The following is a 19,394-nucleotide window of genomic DNA, read 5'->3' as shown; positions in this document are numbered from 1 at the left end:
CCGAGTCTACGAACGGTTCCTGAGAGGCGCCCCAGCTTCATGCAGGTGGGTGAGTGCCTGCCGGTAGGAGTCGACCAGGCTCGTCTCCACGTACGGGACACCCAGCTCGGCGCAGTACGCCCGGACGATCGGCTGCGCCCGCCGCAGATGCGGCGACGGCATGCTGGGGAACAGGTGGTGCTCGATCTGGTAGTTGAGGCCGCCGAGGGCGACGTCGGTCACCAGGCCGCCGCGGACGTTGCGGGACGTCAGCACCTGCTTGCGGAGGAAGTCGAGCTCCGGGCGCCCGGTCAGCGTCGGCATGCCCTTGTGGTTGGGCGCGAAGATCGATCCCATGTAGACACCCCAAAGTCCTTGGTGGACGGCGAAGAACAGCAGCGCCATGCCAGGGGACAGCACGGTGAGCAGCGCGCTGAAGTACAGGACGAAGTGCGTGGCGAGCAACGCGGCTTCGAGGCCACGCCGGCGCAGCCCCGGCTTGCGCACCGCGCGGATGCCCGACCAGTGCAGATTCAGGCCTTCGAGGGTGAGCAGCGGGAAGAACAGGAAAGCCTGGTACCGCCCGATGAAACGGGGGACGCCGCGGCTGGCGCGGGCCTGGTCCTTCGACCAGACCAGGATGTCCGGGTCGACGTCGGGGTCGAGCTCCTCGTGGTTCGGATTGGCGTGGTGGCGCGTGTGCTTGTCCATCCACCAGCCGTAGCTCATCCCGATGCCGAGGTTCCCGGCGAGCATCCCGGCGATCTCGGTCGGCCGGCGGCGACGGAACACCTGCTTGTGCGCGAGGTCGTGCGAGAGCAGCGCGATCTGCCCGAACATGACGGCCAGGAACGCGGCGACGGCGAGCTGCCACCACGAGTTCCCGAGGAAGGCGAACGCGACCCAGCCGGCGGCGAACAGCCCGGTCACGACGGCGATCCGGGCGGTGTAGTAGCCGGGACGGCGCTGCATCAGGCCGGCGGCGGAGACGCGGTGGCTCAGCCGGGCGAAGTCGCTGCCGGTGTGCACGAGATTGTCTGTGGTCACGCTCCCTAGTCTTCGCGGCGGCGGGCGTCACCGGAATGCGGTGGGCTCCCGGCCCTTTGCGGGGGCCAGCCCTACCCGTCGTGCTGGTATGGGCGTGGTCAGCCGACGTACTCCGCGAGATACTTGCCGGTCAGCGTCTTCTTCCGGGACTTCACCAGCTCCGCCGGGGTGCCCTCGAAGACGATCCGGCCGCCGTCGTGGCCGGCGCCCGGGCCGAGGTCGATGATCCAGTCCGCGTGGGCCATCACCGCCTGGTGGTGCTCGATGACGATCACCGACTTGCCCGAGTCGACGAGCCGGTCGAGCAGGCCCAGCAGCTGCTCGACGTCGGCGAGGTGCAGACCGGCGGTCGGCTCGTCGAGGACGTACACGCCGCCCTTCTCGGCCATGCGCGTCGCCAGCTTGATCCGCTGGCGCTCGCCGCCGGACAGCGTGGTCAGCGGCTGGCCGAGGGTGAGGTAACCGAGCCCGACCTCGGCGAGGTTGGTCAGGATCTTGTGCGCCGCCGGGGTTTTCGCGTCGCCGTCGGCGAAGAACTCCTCGGCTTCGGTCACCGACATCCCGAGCACTTCGCTGATGTCGCGGCCGCCGAAGGTGTACTCCAGCACGTCGGCGGAGAACCGCTTGCCGTCGCACACCTCGCACGGGGTGGCGGTGCCGGCCATGATGCCCAGGTCGGTGTAGATGACGCCGGCGCCGTTGCAGTTGGGGCAGGCGCCTTCGGAGTTCGCGCTGAACAGCGCCGGCTTGACGCCGTTGGCCTTGGCGAACGCCTTGCGGATCGGCTCGAGCAGGCCGGTGTAGGTCGCCGGGTTGCTCCGGCGGGACCCGCGGATGCCGGTCTGGTCGATCGCCACCACACCCTCGTGGCCGGCGACCGAGCCGTGGATCAGCGAGCTCTTGCCCGAGCCCGCCACACCGGTCACGACCACCAGCACCCCGAGCGGGATGTCGACGTCGACGTCCTGCAGGTTGTGCGTCGAAGCGCCCCGGATCTCCAGCGTCTCCGACGACGTCCGCACGGACTCCTTCAGCGACGCGCGGTCGTCCAGGTGCCGGCCGGTCAGCGTCTTGCTCTTCCGCAGACCGTCCACAGTGCCCTCGAACACCACCTCGCCGCCCCCGGCGCCGGCGTGCGGCCCGAGGTCGACCACGTGGTCGGCGATCGCGATCGCCTCGGGTTTGTGCTCGACGACCAGCACGGTGTTGCCCTTGTCCCGAAGCTGCAGCAGCAGCTCGTTCATGCGCTGGATGTCATGCGGGTGCAGGCCGATCGTCGGCTCGTCGAAGACGTAGGTGACGTCGGTGAGCGACGACCCGAGGTGGCGGATCATCTTGGTGCGCTGGGCTTCCCCGCCCGAGAGCGTGCCCGACGGCCGCTCGAGCGAGAGGTAACCGAGCCCGATCTCGACGAACGAGTCGAGGGTGCGCTTCAGCGCGTCCAGCAGCGGCGCGACCGACGGTTCGGCCAGCTTGCCCACCCAGGCCGCGAGGTCGCTGATCTGCATCGAGCACGCGTCGGCGATGCTGATCCCGTCGATCTTCGACGACCGGGCCTCTTCGGACAGCCGGGTGCCTTCGCAGTCGGGGCACGTGGTGAACGTGACCGCCCGCTCGACGAACGCGCGGATGTGCGGCTGCATCGAGTCGACGTCCTTGGCCAGGAAGGACTTCTGGATCGCCGGGACCAGCCCCGAGTAGGTCAGGTTGATGCCCTCGACCTTGATCTTGGTCGGCTCCTTGTACACCAGGTCGTTGAACTGCTTCTTGGTGAACTTCTTGATCGGCTTGTCCGGGTCGAAGAAGCCGGAGCCGCGGAAGATGCGGCCGTACCAGCCCTCCATGCTGTAACCCGGGATGGTGATCGCGCCTTCGTTGAGCGACTTTTCCTCGTCGAACAGCGCGGTCAGGTCGATGTCGTTGACCTTGCCGCGGCCCTCGCAGCGCGGGCACATGCCGCCGGTGATGCTGAAGCTGCGCCGCTCCTTGATCTGCCGGCCGGCCTTCTCGATGGTGACCGCGCCCGCGCCGCTGATCGAGGCGACGTTGAACGAGAACGCCTGGGGCGAGCCGATGTGCGGCTGCCCGAGCCGGCTGAAGAGGATCCGCAGCATCGCGTTGGCGTCGGTGGCGGTGCCGACCGTGGAGTGCGGGTTGGCGCCCATCCGCTCCTGGTCGACGATGATCGCGGTGGTGATCCCGTCGAGCACGTCGACGTCGGGCCGGGCCAGCGTCGGCATGAACCCCTGCACGAAGGTGCTGTAGGTCTCGTTGATCAGCCGCTGCGACTCCGCGGCGATCGTGCTGAACACCAGCGAGCTCTTCCCGGACCCGGAGACACCGGTGAACACCGTCAGCCGCCGCTTCGGCAGCTCGACGCTGACGTCCTTGAGGTTGTTCACGCGCGCGCCGTGGACGCGGATCAGGTCGTGGCTGTCGGCGACGTTCGGCGCGGGCTTCCTCGTGGGCTTGGTCATCGTGTCTCCCGGTCGGGTGGCGGAGGTCAGCGCAGTTCTTGGATGCGGACGAGGTTGCCGGCGGGGTCGCGGAAGGCGCAGTCGCGGATCCCGTAGGGCTGTTCGGTCGGTTCCTGGACGACCTCGGCGTCGCCGGCCTGGACCCGTTCGAAGGCGCCGTCGAGGTCCTTTGTGGCCAGGTTGACCGCCGCGTAGGTGCCCTTGGCCATCATCTCGGTGATGGTACGGCGTTCTTCCTCGTCCAGTCCCGGCATCGCGGCCGCCGGGGTGAGCACGATCGAGGTGTCGGGCTGCCCGGCGGGGCCGACGGTGAGCCAGTGCAGGCCGTTGTACTCGACGTCGTTGCGGACTTCGAAGCCGAGGGTGTCGCGGTAGAAGTCCAGCGAAGCCTCGTGGTCCAGGTGCGGCAGGAAGGTCTGGTGGATGGTGAGGTCCATGGCGGTCACGCTACTTTCGGCGCGACGGCAGGTGCTTCTCGATTCCTGACCGCCCTGACCGCTCGGGCGGCCCGCTGGTAACCGTGCGGGGACTGGCCGTAGGCGAGCCGGAACCGGCGGGCGAAGTCGCCGGCGGTCAGGCCGAGGCCGAGGGCGAGCGCCTCGACGTCCAGGGATTCCTCGCGGTCGATCCGGTCGCGGACGCGGCGCAGCAGCACCAGTTCACCCAGGTGCTGCCGGGCGGCGACCGTCAGGCTCAGGCACATGGTCGTCTCCCGTCGGTCAGCGCAGCTCCTGGATGCGGAGCAGGTTTCCGGCGGGGTCGCGGAAGGAGCAGTCGCGGACGCCGTAGGGCTGCTCGACCGGCTCCTGGACGACCTCGGCGTTGCCCGCCTGAAGCTTCGCGAAGAGGGCGTCGAGGTCCTTGGTGGCGAGGTTGACCCCGGCGTAGGTGCCCTTGGCCATCATTTCGTTGATGGTGCGGCGCTCGTCGTCGGTGAGGCCCGGGGTCGCGGCCACCGGCGTCAGCACGATGGCCGTGTCGGGCTGGTTCGGCGGCCCGACGGTGATCCAGCTCATTTCGCCGTACTTGACGTTCATCCGGACCTCGAAGCCGAGCAGGTCGCGGTAGAAGCCGAGCGCGGCTTCCGGGTCGTTGTGGGGGAGGAAGCTCGAGTGAATGGTGACGTCCATGGCAGTCACACTATGTGTGCGCCGGCGGCCGCGCTTCTCGATTCCTGATCGGTCTGGTGACCTGTTTGGCCACGCACGCCGGCATGCCCACGGTCGCCTCGGCCTCCTGCTCGCGGTAGACGCTCGGCGGCACGCCCACCAGCTCGGCGAACCGGGTGCTGAAGGTGCCCAGCGACGAGAAGCCGACGGTGAAGCAGACCTCGGTGACGCTCAGCTCGCCTTTCCGCAGCAGCGCCATCGCGCGTTCGATCCGCCGGGTCATCAGGTACGAATACGGTGACTCCCCGTAGGCGCGGCGGAACTGCCGGCTGAGGTGCCCGGCGGACATGTTGACGCCGCGCGCGAGGGCCTCGACGTCGAGGGGCTGGGCGTACTCCCGGTCGATCCGGTCGCGGACGCGGCGCAGCAGCGCGAGGTCACGCAGGTACTGCGCCGTGGCGGCGGTGCTGGTCACGCTTGAATCGTGCCACACCGGACGGCACCGGCGGAGCCCTTGGACGATGGTCGATCCCGAGCGCCCCAAGGCGGCCTTGGTTGCGTCTTGCGCACCGAAGGCCGCCTTGGGTGCGTGGGACGCACCGAAGGCCGCCTTGGGGCGCTCCTCGGGCTCCACTGCGGTCCGGCGCAGGCCAGGGCCCGGGGTCCGGGGTCCGGGCAGAGCGGAGCCCTTCGGCGCGGCGCAGCCGCCGGGGTCAGCGGAGCGCGTCGCGGATCGTGTCGCGCAGCCAGCGTTGTGCCGGGTCGGCGTCGAGGCGGACGTGCCAGCACAGCCGGACGTCCATTTCCGGCAGCTCCGCCGGCACCGGGAACCAGCGCACGCCGAGCGCCGGCCCGTGCTGCTCGGCCAGCCGCTGCGGCACGAGCCCCACGTACCGGCTCGACGCGACCAGCAGGGCCGCCACGGCGAACGTCGGCACCACCGCCGCCACGTGCCGCTGCAGGCCCGCTGCCTCGAGCGCGTCGTCCAGCGGCCCCCGCGCCCGTCCTCGGCGGGACGCCGAGACGTGCGGGTGCCGGCACAGCTGGGCCAGCGTCGGGCGCCGGCCCAGCGGGCTGTCCGCGCGGACCAGGCCGACCAGGCGTTCGCGGTACAGCACCGCCGTGCGCATGTCCGGCGCCGTGACGTCGCCCGCCCCGATGTCCAGGTCGACCGAGCCGTCGCGAAGCGCCTCCGTGCTTTCGCTGCCTTCCGCGACGAAGCGCAGCGTCACGCCCGGGGCGGCCGCCGCCGCGGCCTCGACCGCCGCCGTCGCCAGGGTCGCCGCGACACCGTCGTTGATGCGGATCGTGAACGTGCGCTTGAGGTCGGCGAGCGAGAACTCGCTGTTGACCAGGGCTGCCGCTTCGTCCAGCAGCGAGCGCACCCGCGGGGCGGTGCGGAGCGCGAACGGCGTGGGCGCCATCCCGCGGCCGGCGCGCACCAGGATCGGGTCGCCCATCGCGCGCCGCAGCCGGCCCAGCGCGCGGCTGGCCGCCGGGATCGACAGGTGGAGGCGCTCGGCCGCCCCGGTCACGCTGCCTTCCTGCAGGAGTGCGTCGAACACACGCAGGAGGTTCAGGTCGAGCTGGTCCGCCATGGTTGCATCCTACGCAAAGATCTCTTGCCAAAGTTGCGTGGCGCGGAGCACCAAGCCGTCCTTACCGTCGGGCTCATGGACATCGAGGATCGGAAGACCGGCCTGCTCACGGTCATGTGCGCCTGCGTGGTGCTCGTCGTCGGGATGGTCGCGGCGATCAACCTGGCCGTCCCGATGCTGGCCGCGAGCGCCCTGCACCCGTCCGCGTCTGCGCTGGTCTGGATCGTGGACACCTACGTGATCGTGTTCGCCTGCCTGGTGATCCCCGGCGGCGCCGCGGGTGACCGGTTCGGCCGCAAGGGTGTGCTGCTGGCCGGGCTGGGGCTGTTCGCGGCGGGGGCGCTGGTGTCGGCGCTGGCGCCGGACGTCGTCGTGCTGCTCGCCGGCCGCGCGCTCACCGGCGTCGGCGCCGCCGCGGTGCTGCCCAACTCGCTCGCCGTCCTGCTGCACGCCGTGCCGGCCGCGCGCAAGCCCGCGACGATCGCCACCTGGGCGTCGATGACCGGCATCGGGGGAGTGCTCGGCAACGTCGGCGGCGGGCTGGTGCTGGCCGGCGGCTCGTGGCGCTGGCTGTTCGCCGCCGCGGTGCCCGCCGCCCTGGCCGGAGCCGCGCTGGTGGCCCGGATCGCGCCGGTGTCGTCGCGCCACGACCGGCGGATCGACCCGCTCGCCGCGGTGCTGCTCGTCGGCGCCTCGGTCGCGTTGCTGGTCGGCATCGTCCAGGGCCCGGAGGCGGGCTGGGGGAGCGCGGTCGTCGTGACCGGGTTCGCCGGCGCCGCCGTGCTGTTCGCGGCCTGGACGTTCGTCGAGCTGAGGGCCGCGCACCCGCTGCTGGACCCGCGGCTGTTCCGGATCGCGGGCCTGCGCAGCGCCTGCCTCGGGCTGACGGCGATCTTCTTCGGCATGTTCGCGCTGTTCTACGTCAACGCGTCGTTCCTCCAGTACGCCAAGGGGTTCGGCGTGCTGGGCACCGGGCTCGGGATCATCCCGCTGACCGTCCCGATCATCCTCGGCGGCCGGCACGTCGCACTCCTGACCCGGCGCATCGGCCTCGACCCCACCATCGCGCTCGCATTCGCCTTTGTCGGCGGCGGCCTGCTCGGCCTGTCCACGAGTGACACGCAGACGCCGTACGCCGGTTATGCGGCGTGGCTCGTGGTGACCGGGATCGGCGTGACGCTGGCCCTGCCGACGCTCTCGGGTGTCATCGCGGGCTCACTGCCGCCGGCCCAGGCCGGGGTGGGCACCGGCCTGCAGGCCACCACGCGGGAGTTCGGCAGCGCGCTGGGGGTCGCCGTCATCGGCACGGTGCTGACCGGGAAGTTCGCCGCCGCGCTCCCGGCGGACGTCGGCGGTCACACCGTGGCGCAAGCTCTCGCGGCCGCTCCCGATCGTGCGCACGACGTCGTCACGGCGTTCGTCTCGGGTGCGGACGCGGGGCTGCGGGTGGTCGGTGTCGCCGTGCTCGTGCTCGGCGCGCTCGTGGTCGGGGAGTCGCGGTTTTCGCGTCGGGGCAAGGGAAAGCCGTCCCAGGGGTTCCCGTTTCCCCCGGGACGGCTTCGCACCGGTGCAACCCCGACCCCGACAGAACACCGGCCGTGAAGGTCTTGCCGGCGGCATACCCTTCCCCCGGCAAGACCTTCACGGCTGGCACACCACGACAGCGGTGAGGCCGTCGCGACTCGACCCCCGGGCCCCCGCCCGGCACGCCGGAAGAAGGCCATCCCGGGGGTGTCGGGTTCCCCCGGGATGGCCCTCTCCTGGCCCGCCGGACGCTCGGCCATGCTGCTTTTCGGGGGCTCCGGGTGGCGGAGCCCCCGGCCCGGGGCGAAGCCCCGGTTGTCACAGCACCGGACGCGAGGCGGGCAGGGGGACGTTGGGGGCCGGCCACCACACCGCCCAGCCGCGGAGGGGGTGTGGTGACCGGCAAAGGGACGGGGGCCGCCGCGCGCAGCCCCGCCCCGGCTTTCTACCTCCCCATCGGGATGGCCATGGTCGGCGGCGCGGCCCCGCCGGGCTGCGCCGCGAACGCCGTCGTCGGCGGCGCGGCCAGCGCGGGGAACGCCGTCGTGGGGATGTTGTTGGCGAACTCGCTCTCGAACTCGCGCTCGAAGGCCTGCTGGTCGAAGCCGCTCTCGAACTCCGGCGGCACCTCGGCCGACAGGCCGGCGAGCGCCGGCTCGACGACCGGGACCTCGGGGACCTCCGCGACGGGCGCGGGCTCCGGCTCGGGCACGTACTCGGGTGCCGGGAGCCGGCGGTCGAGCTCGGCCATCCAGTCGAGCATCGCCCGCGGCTTGTCCCAGGCCGAGACGCCGACGAGCCGGCCGTCGCGGATGAAGCCGGTGATGCCGTCCGCCAGCGTCACCGTGTCTTCGGCCAGCGACGGCATGCCGCACATCTGCAGCCGCGTGTCGTACAGCGTCGACCACGCCCGGGGGAGCGGGGTGAACGGCTTGGCGCTGGACTGGCCCATCAGCAGGTTGTCCGCCGCGTGGCGGGCCGACTCGACGGCGTTGATCCAGTGCTCGACCCGCCGCGGGGTCTCGTCGAAGCGCAGGTTCGGCCAGCGCGCGATGTCCCCGGCGATGACGACGTCGGACGCGCCCTCGGCGAACAGCTTCGCGTCGCAGAGCACGCCGTCGCTGATGTCGAGGCCGGAGCCGCGCATCCAGTCGACCGACGGCACCGAGCCGATGGCGAGCACGACGACGCTGGCCACCAGGAGCTGGTTGTTCGTCAGGTGCAGCCCGACGGTGTCCTTCGTGCTGATCCAGTGCCGCACTTCGCTCTTCATCGCGAGCTTCGCGCGGTGCTCGTGGTGCGCCTCGACGACGCCGCTCGAGACACGGTCGCCGAAGCGGTGCAGCGGCGCCTTCGCGTGGCCGACCAGGGTGACGTCCCGGCCGATGTGCCGCATGCTCGCGGCGAACTCGTTGCCGATCAGGCCGGCGCCGATCACGACGGCCGGCTTCTTGCTGGCGTTGAGGCAGCGCCGCACCGCCATCGAGTCCTCGACCGTGCGCAGGATCCGCACCCGCGGGTCGTGCCGCGGCGACCCGGGCAGGTGCCGCGGGTAGACGCCGGTCGCGGCGATCAGGCCGTCGTACCAGAGGGATTCACCGCCGGGCAGGTGCACGACCCGCTCGGTGGTGTCCAGGTGCGTGACCCGCGCGCCGAGGCGCCAGTGCACGTCGAGGTCCGGCAGGTAGTGCGAAAGGCCCACGTCGCTGGGCCGTTCGGTCCCCATCACGAGGGCCTTGGACACCATCGGGCGGTGGTAGGGGCGCCGGGCCTCGTCGCCGATGAGCACGATCTCGCCGTCGAACTTCTGTTCCCGCAGGCGTTCCGCGGCACGCAGCCCGGCGACGCCCGCGCCGACGATGACGATCCGGTCGCCGTCAGCCATCGAGGTCCCCTCTCATCACGACCGCCTGCATCGGGCAGCAGCGGGCCGCCATCTTCGCCTGTTCCATGGTGGTTTCGTCCAGCAGCCGCGTGTGGAAGCGCAGCCGGCCGTCCTGGCCGAGGTCGAACACGTCCGGCGCCTCCATGGCACAGATGCCGTAGAGCTCGCAGCGGTCGTTGTCGACGCTGATCCGGGGCCCGCTACCGGGCAAACGGAGAGGCATGTCAGGCCACCTGCTCTTCCACGAGTCCGATGCGTTCGAGGGTCCGCGCGGGCATGAACCGCAGCAACGACACCGTGACCGCCGGGATGAGCAGCGTGATGCCGCCCAGCCAGACGACCGCGAGGTGGCCGTTGGCGATCGAGCCGAACCACGCGTGCAGCGCGGTCAGCGCGACGGCCGGGTAGGCGCAGCGGTGCAGCCACAGCCAGCGGCGGTAGGAGGTGAAACGCTGCAGGCCCGCGGTGAGCGCGATGGCCAGCATGACCTCGAAGCCGACGATGCCGATGCTGTGCCGGGTCTCCTGGCCGGACAGGAACGGGAGGAACAGGTACTGCAGGCTGTAGGGCTGGATCGTCAGGTAGAAGAAGCCCAGGGCGTGGATGCCGCCGAAGATCAGCGTGCCGGTCGCGAGCACCATGTGCGAGCTGCGCAGGGCCTTGCGGCCGGTGACCGAGCGCACCCAGCCCGTGGCGGTGAGCACGCCCCAGGTGAGGGTCAGCATCATCGCCGCGTAAGACGCCCGGGCCGCGAAGGCCGCGAGGCCCCGCGCCGCCGGGTCGGTCTTCGGCTGGAACTGCTGGGTGAGGAAGAGCGTCGCGTCGTGCCAGGTCTCAACCATGACTGCCCCCGGTTCTGACCGTGGCGGGCCGGGACGAGGTCCGGACCCGGCCGCGGCTGCGGTTGCCCTTGATCTGGCGCAGCACGTAGAACAAGCCACCGCCGACCAGCAGGAACAGGGCCGCCACCACGGCGATCTGGGAGGTGTCGAGGCCGAGGGGGGCGCCGGCGGGCGCCGCGGTGGTCGAGACCGCGGGCTCGGGGAGCGCCGTGTAGTCGACCATCCCGGTGCTCTCGAGCATCGTCATGTGCCGCATCACGGCCTGGTTGCCGACGGTCGCGAACGCGCGGACGTCGTCGTTGCGGGTGCCGGCGCGCAGCTGCGCGAGGACGGCGAACACCTGGCCGTGGGCCGCGCGCAGCCGGTTGGCGAAGACGCGGTCGAACGCCGGCCCGGGGGCCGCGTTCATCTGCTCCAGGAGCCAGCCGCGCTGCTCGTCGGAGGGCTGGTCGGGCACCGGCGAGTTCAGCTTCGCCGACAGCGCGCGGGTCGCGACGTCGAGCCGGCCGTGGTCCATCATGATCGCGAAGCCGACCGCCTTGACCTGCGGGCTGCCCTTCTCCATGGCCATCATGCCGGAGGGCATCTCCCACAGGCCGGCCTGGCGGACCTTGGTCAGCAGCACCGCGTCGGTGTCCGACACCGCGGTGGTCTGGGCGGTCGAGGCCGTGCCGGGCGCGAGCAGCGTCAGCACGGCGAGTACCACGAACAGGATCCGGACCAGTGGGCGGGAGCGCACGAGCACGGACGGCGGGTCGAACTCCAGCGTGGCCAGCTCAGACGCCGAACGCATTTTGCCTCCACTCGTCCTGGGTGAGCGTGATCTTCTTGCCGTCCGGCGCGATCGGGTACCAGGCCTGGTCGGCGCCCTGGCCGGACGTGTCGGCCGGTTCGCTGTCGCCGGTGAAGTGGTACAGCGGCCAGCCGGCGAGGGTGGCCTGCTGCGTGCCGTCGTCGCGGGTGATCTGGCCGATCAGCGACGGGTCGACGTCGATCGGCGCGGGACCGCCCGCCTTGACCGGGACCCACTTCGCCGCGCACGCGTCGTTGCAGTTCGACCGGGACGGGTCGGTCGAGTCGCGGTCGTAGCGGTAGATCGTGTAACCGGTGCCGTCGACGAGCATGAGGCCGAGGTCGAAGGTCTTCGCGCCCCTGAGCTGGCTCTTCATCGGGTCGTTCGGGTTCGCGGTGATGGGCTGGGGCATCGCGAGGGTCATCGGGGCCTGCATACCGGGCATCTGCTGCCCGGCGTAACCACCGGACGTGGTGGCCGCGCCGGCGGTGCAAGCGGTGAGCAGAGCGAGTGCGGTGAGGCACACGGCGGCGGGGACCACCGGTCGGGGAATGCGGATCACTGCTCCTCCGTGGGGCATGACTACGCGCTGTCGCCGAGGGTGCGGCGGAAAAGCGCGCGAAAGATCCACAGTGGACTTTCGGTCCGGAGTGGATGCGGAGCGTTGCGGGGGACAACGCCTTGTCGGGGGTCTTCGGTAGGGGATACGGACACGGTCCGGAAACGGTTCAAAAAAGTTTTGCCCCTCGCGTTGCGGCATTTGGTACTAGACGTAGACCGTCCGGCCCACCAGGATGTCCCGCGTGGGACGGCACACTCGAGCGCTGAGACCCGTCGAAGATCAGGAAGTCGTTGTTGAGCCCAACGACGCCCATGACGATCTCGCGAAGGCGCTCTACCAGGAGTTCGGCGGGTCCCTCATGGCGTTCGCACTACGGCTGACCGGCCACGACCGGCAGTGGGCCGAGGACGTCGTGCAGGAGACCCTGATCAAGGCGTGGCGGAACGCGGACAAGCTGGACCGCCGGCCGGAGATGCTGCGCGCGTGGTTGTTCACGGTCGCCCGGCGTACCGTGATCGACGGCTGGCGCAGCCGGAGTGTCCGCCCCCAGGAGCTCGAGGAGATCGAATCCGACGCGATCGCGGTGTCCGACGAATCGGACCGGACGCTCGCCGCGATGATCGTTTACGAAGCGCTGCAGGGCCTTTCGCCCGAGCAGCGGGAGGCCATCCAGCAGACCTACCTGCGCGATCGGACCGTGAACGAGGTGGCGGCGACCCTCGGCGTGCCCCCGGGCACCATCAAGTCCCGCATCCACCACGCCGTCCGCGCGCTGCGCCGGGCCCTGCGCGAGCGGGGGTGAGCTGAGGGTGGCCGGGTCCGCACACACCGATGTCGCCGCGTACGTGCTCGGCGTCCTCAGCGAGGCCGAGAACACCCAGTTCGAAGCCCACCTGATGAACTGCCCGCACTGCCAGCTCGACCTGATCGAGCTCTACCAGTTGCCGGACGTCCTCGACCTGGTGAAGCGCAGCTGGCCGGAGCCCCCGATGCCCGCGCCCAGCCCGCGCACCCTCTCGCCCGGCCCTCGGGTGCTGCGCGGCCTGATGGAAGAGGCCACCGTCAAGCGCCGCCGCCGCAAGCGGCTCGGCATCATCGCCGGCGTCGCGGCCGCCGCGCTCGTCGTGGCCGGCCCGCTGGTGACCCTCGCGGTCCGGCCGGCCGACGCCGTCCCGCCCGCCTCGCTCGCCGCGCCGAGCGGCAAGCAGCCGCCGCCGGTGACGAGTGTGCCCGCGACGTCCACCGCGCCGCCGCCGGCCGGCACCCAGCCGCAGCCCGGCGGCGGCCAGACCTACGGCCGCGGCAGCGGCGGGTCCGCGGTCAGCGCCCTCGTCACCGTCTCCCCGGTGGAGTGGGGCAGCCGTGTCGACCTCGAGCTGCGCGGGATCGTCGGGCCGTTGAAGTGCCAGCTGGTCGCCGTCTCGACGGCGGGCGACGAGCGTGTGGTGTCCAGCTGGGTGGTGCCCCCCAAGGGGTTCGGCATCCCCGGCTCGTCCGAACCGTTGCGGCTGCAGGGTTCCATCTCCATGGTGATGGACCAGATCGCCCGCTTCGAGGTCCGCGGTGACGACGGCACGGTCCTCGTCATCGTGCAGCGCTGAATCTTTTTTGTCTCGATAACGCGATGACCTGGGTTAATGCTGTCCGGTTGCGTTCCGCTTGATAACGAACAGATAACGGGCCGGTCGCTTTTGAACCTCTCGGCGCTGGGGTCCGTATCCCCCAATGCATCCCCCGATGCACCCCGACGCCGGAACCAGCGGCACCGGGCCAGCAACGCCGGAACGGCCGGCGGCCGGGCCCCGGTGCACGTCCCCCGGGTTCCGAGCGATCTCGACCTCAATTATCGGTAGTTCTTGGCCGGGCTGCTGCGCTGTTCGGCGCGCCCGGAAAAACGAACGAGGTGAACTAGTCCATGCCCCGGAATTCTCGGTCCCCCGTGACGGGCAAGCATCGTGTAGCCCGCCGTACCAAGATCGCCATGGGCGCGCTCGGCCTGGCGATCGCCGTCGGCGCACTCGCCGTCGCGGTCACGACGGGCCGCACGGGCGAGGCCAGTGCCGACCCCGCGGACCCGTCGTTCTTCATCGACATCAACAAGGTTCCCGCCGGCAACAACGTCAACGCGGCCTTGCAGAAGAAGGGTGCCAAGGGTTCCTTCACTGTCGACTGTGGAACGAACGCCGACGGCGCGCACCACAACCCGGACAACTTCATCGCCCAGCCCGGGATCAAGAACGGCGCCCAGCACCTGCACGACTACGTCGGCAACGTCACGACGGACGCCGACTCCAGCCTGAAGAGCCTGCTCGCCGGCGACACCACCTGCAAGAACGGTGACAAGTCCGCCTACTTCTGGCCCGTGATCCGGATCGACCGCGAAGACGACGCGGCCAACGAGAACGAAAACGAGCAGGCCCAGCAGAAGCAGCAGGGCAAGACCGGAGACGTCCAGCAGGACCAGAGCGCCGAGGACGCCCAGGCCGCGGAAGCGGCCGGGGAAGGCCAGGACGCTCAGGATGCTCAGGGCGCTCAGGGCGAAAACGCCGAGGACCCGAACGCGCAGGACCAGAACGCGCAGGACCAGGGTCAGCAGGACCAGAACGCCCAGGACCAGAACGGCGAGCAGAAGCGCCGAAACACCGGTGGTGGCGCGGGCCGTGGTGGTGACCAGAACGCCCAGCAGCAGGACGGTCAGAACCAGCAGGACCAGCAGCAGGCCCAGGACCGCCGTCGTGGCGGTCAGAACGGTGGCCAGAACGGCGGTCAGAACGGCGGCCAGAACGGTGGCCAGAACAACGGCGGCCAGAACGGCAACCAGAGCAGCAGTGCCGCCGCGCCCCCGGCCGAGGAACTCGGCGGACCCCAGGGTGAGAACGAAGAGGTCGGCGACAACGACGGCGAAATCATCGAGCCGGAGTCCGCGACGCTGAAGTTCATCGGTGGTGGCGCCCAGAACGTCGTCGCCATGCCGCTCGGCCTGCGTGTCCTTTACGGTGACGCCAAGCAGAGCACCAACGGCCCGGCCAACGCCCGGCCCAGCTGGACCTGCACCGGGTTCGAGGACCGGCTCACCGACCTCTACCCGATCTGCCCGGCGGGCAGCAAGGTCGAGCGCATCCACGCCTTCCCGAACTGCTGGGACGGCAAGAACACCGACAGCGCGAACCACCGCACGCACATCGTGTTCGCGAACCAGCAGGGCAAGTGCCCGCAGGGCTTCAAGAACGTGCCGCAGCTGCAGGTGACGCTGGTCTACGACGTCCCGCAGGACGTCCAGCAGAACGGCCAGTACAAAGTGGACGCGTTCGCCCAGGAGAAGCACAACCCCCGGTCGGACCACGACGACTTCGCGAACGTGATGAGCAAGAAGATCATGGGCCGCCTGGTCAACTGCATCAACTCCGGCAAGACCTGCGCGGAATGATCCGCCCGCCCTTCTGATACGCAGGAAGGAGAACTTCCGATGAACCGTGCTCGCCCGGTTGCCGCCGTCGTGCTCACCGTCGCCGGACTCGCGCTGGTCGCGGCCTGCGGGTCCAACCCGTACGCCACTTCCGGTGCTGTCCAGCCGGTGGCGCTCGGCGCGCAGCAACCGGCGGGCACGGTTCCGGCCGGCTCCACCGCCGGCCAGGCCCGGCTGATCACCTCCACCGTGGAGGGTCTGGGCCAGGTCCTGACCGACGCGGCGGGCCACACGCTCTACCGCTACGCCAAGGACGGCGCCAAACCGCCGAAGGCGGTCTGCGTCGACGCCTGCGCGGAAATGTGGCCACCGCTGCTTTCCGACGTCCCGGCGCTCACCGACGGGATCGACGACCAGCTCGTCAGCCTCGTCACCCGGCCCGACGGCCGCAAGCAGGTCTCCGTCGGCGGGTGGCCGGTCTACACCTACGCCAAGGACACCGGCTCGGGCACCGCGCTCGGCCAGAACGTCAGCGCCGACTGGGCGGCCGTCACACCGACGGGGGAGAAGGCGACCGCCGGCTCCGCGGCCCAGCCGGCCGAGCCGACCACCGTCGGCGCCACCGAAATCGGCGGCCTCGGGCCGGTGCTCACCGACCGTTCGGGCCGGACGCTCTACCTGTTCACCAAGGACGGCAAGGACTCCGGCGAGTCCACCTGCGACGGGTCCTGTGCGGACAAGTGGCCGCCGGTGCTCGCCGACGGCCGGATCACCGTCGCCGAAAGCGTCGACACGAGCTTGATCGGCCGGATCCGTCGGACCGACGGCGCCCTGCAGGTGACCGTCGGCGGCTGGCCCGTCTACACCTACGCCCAGGACGGCGCGCCCGGCGAGGCGAACGGCCACGGCGCCGGAAACACCTGGTACGCCGTGGAACCCAACGGCTGCAAGGTCGACCCGGCTCGCCGGCCCGACTCCTCGATCACCACCGCTTCCGCAACCGGCGGGTACTGACCCGCCCCACGAACCCCGGCCCGGCGGACACTTCCCTCCACCTCACCCCCCCGTTCGCCGGGCCGGTTGCACCACCGCAAGAACCGCGGGACCCCCGTCCCGCGCCCCGAGCCCCGGTCCGGTGGACACTTCCCTCCACCTCACCCCCCCCGTTCGCCGGGCCGGGATTCTTCACCCAACACCGATCCGGCTCCGCCGGGTCAGCGAAGGAGGAGACGGCGGGAGTCGCTCCCGCCCGCGAGTTCCGGCCCGGTGGACACTTCCCTCCACCTCACCCCCCCCCAGTCCACCGGCCGGAACCCTCCCTCCCACCCACCCACCCCGTGATGCCCCTCCAATCACACGTAATGCCTCCCCAATCACGCGAGATCCCCCTTTAATCACGCGAGTTCCGCTTCCAATCACGCGAGTTACGTTCCCCCATCGCGCGAGCCGACCCTCCGGGCACGCAAACCGACTCCGCAGTTGCACGAGCCGACCGCCCCGCTCCGCGAGCCGACTCTCCCGGTACGCGAACCGACCGTCCAGGTACGAACCGACCGTCCAGGTACGCGAACCGACCGTCCAGGTACGCGAACCGACCGTCCAGGTACGCGAGCCGACCCTCCAGGCACACGAGTTCCGCCCGCAGTCACGCGAGATCCGGCTCGGATCACGCGAGTCACGTTTCCGATCACGCGAGATCCGCGTCCAGTCACGCGAGATCCGCCCCCGAATCTCCCGGCCCGTGACCGCCCCTCGGTCACCGGCCCAGCTCTCCGCAGATCCGCGGAGACCCCCAAGAAAAGAGACCCCGGTCCGGTGGATGCTTCCCTCCACCTCACCCCCCTCATCCCCCGGGCCGGCTCAGGCCGCGGTTCCCGTGCTCCGGCACGGGGACCGCGGCCCAGAAATCCAGCGGCACCCGGCCGGTGCCACGCCCGGCGGGGTCCAGCAGGCGGCCCATCAGCTTGACGCTCCGCAGCGTCACCGCCCTGCCAGTGATCTCCAGCCAGGGCAGCTTCGCCGCCAGCACCGCCTCCAGCGCCACGCTCTCGTGCTGCGAAGGCAGCCACACCACCAGCATCAGGTTCGCCGCTCCGGACAGCGCCGCGCACATCCGGACCTCCGGCAGCATCGCCAGCGATCGCGCCGTCGTCTCGAGCTTGTCCGGGGGCACCCGCAGCCAGAGCGTCAGTGTGACCGGCGCGGGAGAGACGGACCGAGCGATTTCGCACCGCACCCGGATCGCGCCGCGGGCCAGGAGCGTGTCCAGCCGGCGCCGGACGGTCGTCGCGCCGACGCCGAGTTCGAGCGCCAGTGCCGCCGCCGACGCGCGGGCGTCGACCCCCAACGCCAGGATCAGCGCCCGGTCCGCCTCGTCGAACCGCAGCGGCGCGCGGTTCTTCGCCGGCTTCGCGGAGAGGGCCTCGCGCTGACCCGGCGAGATCGCCCGCACCCGCCACCGGCTGCCCTCGGTGAACATCCGCGGGGACAGCACCGTCCGCACGCGGCTCACGCCGGGCACCGTCGTCACCCGGTCCAGGACGTGCGCGCCGAGCTCCCGCAACGTCGGGGTCACGACGTGGACGAGCAGGTCGCACGGCCCGGCCAGGTACTCCACGGTGACCACATGCTCGTCCGCCGCCAGCGCACCGGCGACGTCCAGCGCCGTCCCCGGCTCGCACTCGATCTCGACGAAGGCCAGCGCCAGCTGCGCGGTCAGCTCACCGCCGGCGTAGGCGGTGAGCCAGGCGTCGCCGCGTTCGACAAGCGCGTCCCAGCGCCGGGCGGCGGTCACCGCGCCCAGGCCGAGCGCCCGCCCGAGCGTCGACCAGGACGCCCGCGGCGCCGCCTGGAGCGCGTCGACCAGTTTGAGGTCCTGCTCGGCCAGCATGGCGGATTCTTCGCTCATCAGCCCTCGAAACGGTGGTTCTGAGGATTTTCCACGGCCATTGTGCTCGACACTCGCATGATCGGCGGATGACCCTGCGCTCCGACGCCGCCGCCCTGCTCGACGACCTGGTCACCCTGCGCCGCGACCTGCACCGGATCCCCGAGATCGGCCTGCACCTCCCGCGCACCCAAGAACGCGTGCTCGCCGCCCTGGACGGGCTCGGTCTCGAAGTCAGCCTCGGCAAGAGCCTCTCGTCGATCACCGGCGTCCTGCGCGGCGGCAAACCCGGCGGCACGGTCCTGCTGCGCGGCGACATGGACGCCCTCCCGGTCACCGAGGCCAGCGGCGAGGAGTTCAGCTCGACCCACGACGGCGCCATGCACGCTTGTGGCCACGACCTCCACACCGCCGGGCTGGTCGGCGCGGCCCGCCTGCTCGCCGCCCGCAAGGCGGACCTGCCCGGTGACGTCGTGTTCATGTTCCAGCCCGGCGAAGAGGGCTGGGACGGCGCGGGCCACATGATCGAGGAAGGTGTGTTGACGGCGTCCGGCAAGCACGTCGACGCCGCCTACGGCCTGCACGTCTCGGCCTCGACGTACGCGAAGGGCCACTTCACCGCCCGGCCGGGCACGCTGATGGCGGCGTCGGGCGGGCTGTTCGTGCGGGTGCGCGGCGACGGCGGCCACGGCTCGTCGCCGCACGACGCCCGCGACCCGATCCCGGCGGCCTGCGAGATGGTGACCGCGCTGCAGACGATGGTCACGCGCAGCTTCGACGTCTTCGACCCGGTCGTGGTCACCGTCGGCACGTTCCACGCCGGCACCCGGCGCAATATCATCCCGGACGACGCGGTGTTCGAGGCGACCCTCCGGTCGTTCTCGCCGGAGGTCGCGGCCCGGGTGGGGGAGCGCGCGGTGCAGGTGTGCCAGGGCATCGCCCAGGCGCACGGGCTCGACATCGACGTCACCTACGAGCCGGAGTACCCGGCGACCGTGAACGACGCCGGCGCGTACGACTTCGTCGCCGACACGATCCGCGACGTCTTCGGTGCGGAGCGGTTCACCGAGATGGCCGATCCGATCACCGGTTCGGAGGACTTCTCCCGCGTGCTGGAGCGGGTGCCCGGCGCCTACCTCTTCCTCGGCGCGTGCCCGACGGACCCGGAGAACTCGCCGGACAACCATTCACCCCGCGCCCGCTTCGACGACAGCGTGCTCGGCGACGGCGCCGCGCTGCTGGCCGAGCTCGCCGTCCGCCGGCTCGAGATCCTGGCGGGGTGACG

At 71.0% G+C, this 19,394-nt stretch carries 19 protein-coding genes; 6 read left to right on the top strand and 13 right to left on the bottom strand.

Annotation, left to right across the window (positions count from 1 at the left end):
* Window positions 1–6: 6 nt before the first annotated feature.
* The 7 genes from ACIA5G_RS17755 to ACIA5G_RS17725 all read right to left on the bottom strand — a co-directional run bounded on the left by ACIA5G_RS17755 (window position 7) and on the right by ACIA5G_RS17725 (window position 6,210).
* Window positions 7–1,026: a fatty acid desaturase family protein gene (locus tag ACIA5G_RS17755; protein WP_395924254.1), complete on the bottom strand. Its 1,020-nt coding sequence runs from the start codon at window positions 1,024–1,026 to the stop codon at window positions 7–9.
* 98 nt (window positions 1,027–1,124) lie between these two features.
* A complete protein-coding gene (locus ACIA5G_RS17750) occupies window positions 1,125–3,503 on the bottom strand; it encodes an ATP-binding cassette domain-containing protein (RefSeq protein WP_395924252.1) in 2,379 nt (792 codons plus the stop codon).
* A 26-nt stretch (window positions 3,504–3,529) separates the two neighbouring features.
* On the bottom strand, window positions 3,530–3,940 hold the full coding sequence (locus ACIA5G_RS17745; protein WP_395924250.1) for a VOC family protein: 411 nt from the start codon (window positions 3,938–3,940) through the stop codon (window positions 3,530–3,532).
* A 5-nt stretch (window positions 3,941–3,945) separates the two neighbouring features.
* Complete coding sequence (locus ACIA5G_RS17740) at window positions 3,946–4,206, bottom strand: AraC family transcriptional regulator (RefSeq protein WP_395924248.1); 261 nt, start codon at window positions 4,204–4,206, stop codon at window positions 3,946–3,948.
* A 16-nt stretch (window positions 4,207–4,222) separates the two neighbouring features.
* Window positions 4,223–4,633, bottom strand: a complete 411-nt coding sequence (locus ACIA5G_RS17735; protein ID WP_395924246.1) for a VOC family protein — start codon at window positions 4,631–4,633, stop codon at window positions 4,223–4,225.
* A gap of 10 nt (window positions 4,634–4,643) precedes the next feature.
* Window positions 4,644–5,087, bottom strand: coding sequence for a helix-turn-helix transcriptional regulator (locus ACIA5G_RS17730; RefSeq protein WP_395924244.1), 444 nt, complete (start codon window positions 5,085–5,087; stop codon window positions 4,644–4,646).
* Window positions 5,088–5,325: 238 nt separating this feature from the next.
* Entirely contained in the window at window positions 5,326–6,210 is an 885-nt protein-coding gene (locus ACIA5G_RS17725; RefSeq protein WP_395924242.1) for a LysR family transcriptional regulator, read from the bottom strand.
* A 114-nt stretch (window positions 6,211–6,324) separates the two neighbouring features.
* On the opposite strand from ACIA5G_RS17725, the gene ACIA5G_RS17720 reads away from it, so the two are divergent.
* Entirely contained in the window at window positions 6,325–7,812 is a 1,488-nt protein-coding gene (locus ACIA5G_RS17720; RefSeq protein WP_395924933.1) for an MFS transporter, read from the top strand.
* A gap of 367 nt (window positions 7,813–8,179) precedes the next feature.
* Here ACIA5G_RS17720 and ACIA5G_RS17715 read toward each other — a convergent pair whose 3' ends face one another.
* Genes ACIA5G_RS17715 through ACIA5G_RS17695 form a run of 5 tightly spaced genes read right to left on the bottom strand, consistent with a single transcriptional unit; the run spans window position 8,180 to window position 11,816 of the window.
* The gene (locus tag ACIA5G_RS17715) at window positions 8,180–9,619 is read right to left on the bottom strand and encodes an NAD(P)/FAD-dependent oxidoreductase (protein WP_395924240.1); all 1,440 of its coding nucleotides are present in this window, start codon (window positions 9,617–9,619) and stop codon (window positions 8,180–8,182) included.
* Window positions 9,612–9,842, bottom strand: coding sequence for a ferredoxin (locus ACIA5G_RS17710; protein WP_093953060.1), 231 nt, complete (start codon window positions 9,840–9,842; stop codon window positions 9,612–9,614). Before ACIA5G_RS17710 ends, ACIA5G_RS17715 begins: the two co-directional genes overlap by 8 nt.
* A 1-nt stretch (window position 9,843) precedes the next feature.
* Window positions 9,844–10,461, bottom strand: coding sequence for a ferric reductase-like transmembrane domain-containing protein (locus ACIA5G_RS17705; RefSeq protein ID WP_372668320.1), 618 nt, complete (start codon window positions 10,459–10,461; stop codon window positions 9,844–9,846).
* Window positions 10,454–11,254, bottom strand: a complete 801-nt coding sequence (locus ACIA5G_RS17700; protein ID WP_395924237.1) for a DUF4142 domain-containing protein — start codon at window positions 11,252–11,254, stop codon at window positions 10,454–10,456. The genes ACIA5G_RS17705 and ACIA5G_RS17700 overlap by 8 nt, the downstream gene beginning before the upstream one ends.
* Window positions 11,238–11,816 (bottom strand): hypothetical protein, encoded by a 579-nt coding sequence (locus tag ACIA5G_RS17695; protein WP_395924235.1) that lies wholly within the window; start codon window positions 11,814–11,816, stop codon window positions 11,238–11,240. Before ACIA5G_RS17695 ends, ACIA5G_RS17700 begins: the two co-directional genes overlap by 17 nt.
* A 241-nt stretch (window positions 11,817–12,057) precedes the next feature.
* Here ACIA5G_RS17695 and ACIA5G_RS17690 point away from each other — a divergent pair, with 241 nt between their 5' ends.
* The 4 genes from ACIA5G_RS17690 (at window position 12,058) to ACIA5G_RS17675 (ending at window position 16,236) form a co-directional block, all read left to right on the top strand.
* Window positions 12,058–12,618: a sigma-70 family RNA polymerase sigma factor gene (locus tag ACIA5G_RS17690; RefSeq protein ID WP_395924233.1), complete on the top strand. Its 561-nt coding sequence runs from the start codon at window positions 12,058–12,060 to the stop codon at window positions 12,616–12,618.
* A gap of 7 nt (window positions 12,619–12,625) precedes the next feature.
* Complete coding sequence (locus ACIA5G_RS17685; protein ID WP_395924231.1) at window positions 12,626–13,417, top strand: zf-HC2 domain-containing protein; 792 nt, start codon at window positions 12,626–12,628, stop codon at window positions 13,415–13,417.
* Window positions 13,418–13,731: 314 nt separating this feature from the next.
* Window positions 13,732–15,243, top strand: coding sequence for a DUF1996 domain-containing protein (locus tag ACIA5G_RS17680; RefSeq protein ID WP_395924229.1), 1,512 nt, complete (start codon window positions 13,732–13,734; stop codon window positions 15,241–15,243).
* 39 nt (window positions 15,244–15,282) lie between these two features.
* Window positions 15,283–16,236: an SCO0930 family lipoprotein gene (locus ACIA5G_RS17675; RefSeq protein ID WP_395924227.1), complete on the top strand. Its 954-nt coding sequence runs from the start codon at window positions 15,283–15,285 to the stop codon at window positions 16,234–16,236.
* 829 nt (window positions 16,237–17,065) lie between these two features.
* On the opposite strand, the gene ACIA5G_RS17670 is transcribed toward ACIA5G_RS17675, so the two are convergent.
* Window positions 17,066–18,130: an Lrp/AsnC family transcriptional regulator gene (locus ACIA5G_RS17670; protein WP_395924225.1), complete on the bottom strand. Its 1,065-nt coding sequence runs from the start codon at window positions 18,128–18,130 to the stop codon at window positions 17,066–17,068.
* Between the two features lie 68 nt (window positions 18,131–18,198).
* Here ACIA5G_RS17670 and ACIA5G_RS17665 point away from each other — a divergent pair, with 68 nt between their 5' ends.
* Window positions 18,199–19,392: a M20 family metallopeptidase gene (locus ACIA5G_RS17665; RefSeq protein WP_395924223.1), complete on the top strand. Its 1,194-nt coding sequence runs from the start codon at window positions 18,199–18,201 to the stop codon at window positions 19,390–19,392.
* Window positions 19,393–19,394: the final 2 nt, after the last annotated feature.

The sequence above is a fragment of the Amycolatopsis sp. NPDC051758 genome, assembly GCF_044453095.1.
GTDB lineage: Bacteria > Actinomycetota > Actinomycetes > Mycobacteriales > Pseudonocardiaceae > Amycolatopsis.
The sequence above is the reverse complement of the archived record's forward strand: the minus strand, read 5'-3'. Positions and strand labels throughout refer to the sequence as shown.

Bases quoted from the DNA above. Each gene is read 5' to 3' on its own strand.
- ACIA5G_RS17750 (WP_395924252.1), bottom strand. From the start codon at position 3,503: ATGACCAAGCCCACGAGGAAGCCCGCGCCGAACGTCGCCGACAGCCAC.
- ACIA5G_RS17745 (WP_395924250.1), bottom strand. From the start codon at position 3,940: ATGGACCTCACCATCCACCAGACCTTCCTGCCGCACCTGGACCACGAG.
- ACIA5G_RS17740 (WP_395924248.1), bottom strand. From the start codon at position 4,206: ATGTGCCTGAGCCTGACGGTCGCCGCCCGGCAGCACCTGGGTGAACTG.
- ACIA5G_RS17735 (WP_395924246.1), bottom strand. From the start codon at position 4,633: ATGGACGTCACCATTCACTCGAGCTTCCTCCCCCACAACGACCCGGAA.
- ACIA5G_RS17725 (WP_395924242.1), bottom strand. From the start codon at position 6,210: ATGGCGGACCAGCTCGACCTGAACCTCCTGCGTGTGTTCGACGCACTC.
- ACIA5G_RS17720 (WP_395924933.1), top strand. From the start codon at position 6,325: ATGTGCGCCTGCGTGGTGCTCGTCGTCGGGATGGTCGCGGCGATCAAC.
- ACIA5G_RS17715 (WP_395924240.1), bottom strand. From the start codon at position 9,619: ATGGCTGACGGCGACCGGATCGTCATCGTCGGCGCGGGCGTCGCCGGG.
- ACIA5G_RS17710 (WP_093953060.1), bottom strand. From the start codon at position 9,842: ATGCCTCTCCGTTTGCCCGGTAGCGGGCCCCGGATCAGCGTCGACAAC.
- ACIA5G_RS17705 (WP_372668320.1), bottom strand. From the start codon at position 10,461: ATGGTTGAGACCTGGCACGACGCGACGCTCTTCCTCACCCAGCAGTTC.
- ACIA5G_RS17700 (WP_395924237.1), bottom strand. From the start codon at position 11,254: ATGCGTTCGGCGTCTGAGCTGGCCACGCTGGAGTTCGACCCGCCGTCC.
- ACIA5G_RS17680 (WP_395924229.1), top strand. From the start codon at position 13,732: ATGCCCCGGAATTCTCGGTCCCCCGTGACGGGCAAGCATCGTGTAGCC.
- ACIA5G_RS17675 (WP_395924227.1), top strand. From the start codon at position 15,283: ATGAACCGTGCTCGCCCGGTTGCCGCCGTCGTGCTCACCGTCGCCGGA.
- ACIA5G_RS17670 (WP_395924225.1), bottom strand. From the start codon at position 18,130: ATGAGCGAAGAATCCGCCATGCTGGCCGAGCAGGACCTCAAACTGGTC.
- ACIA5G_RS17665 (WP_395924223.1), top strand. From the start codon at position 18,199: ATGACCCTGCGCTCCGACGCCGCCGCCCTGCTCGACGACCTGGTCACC.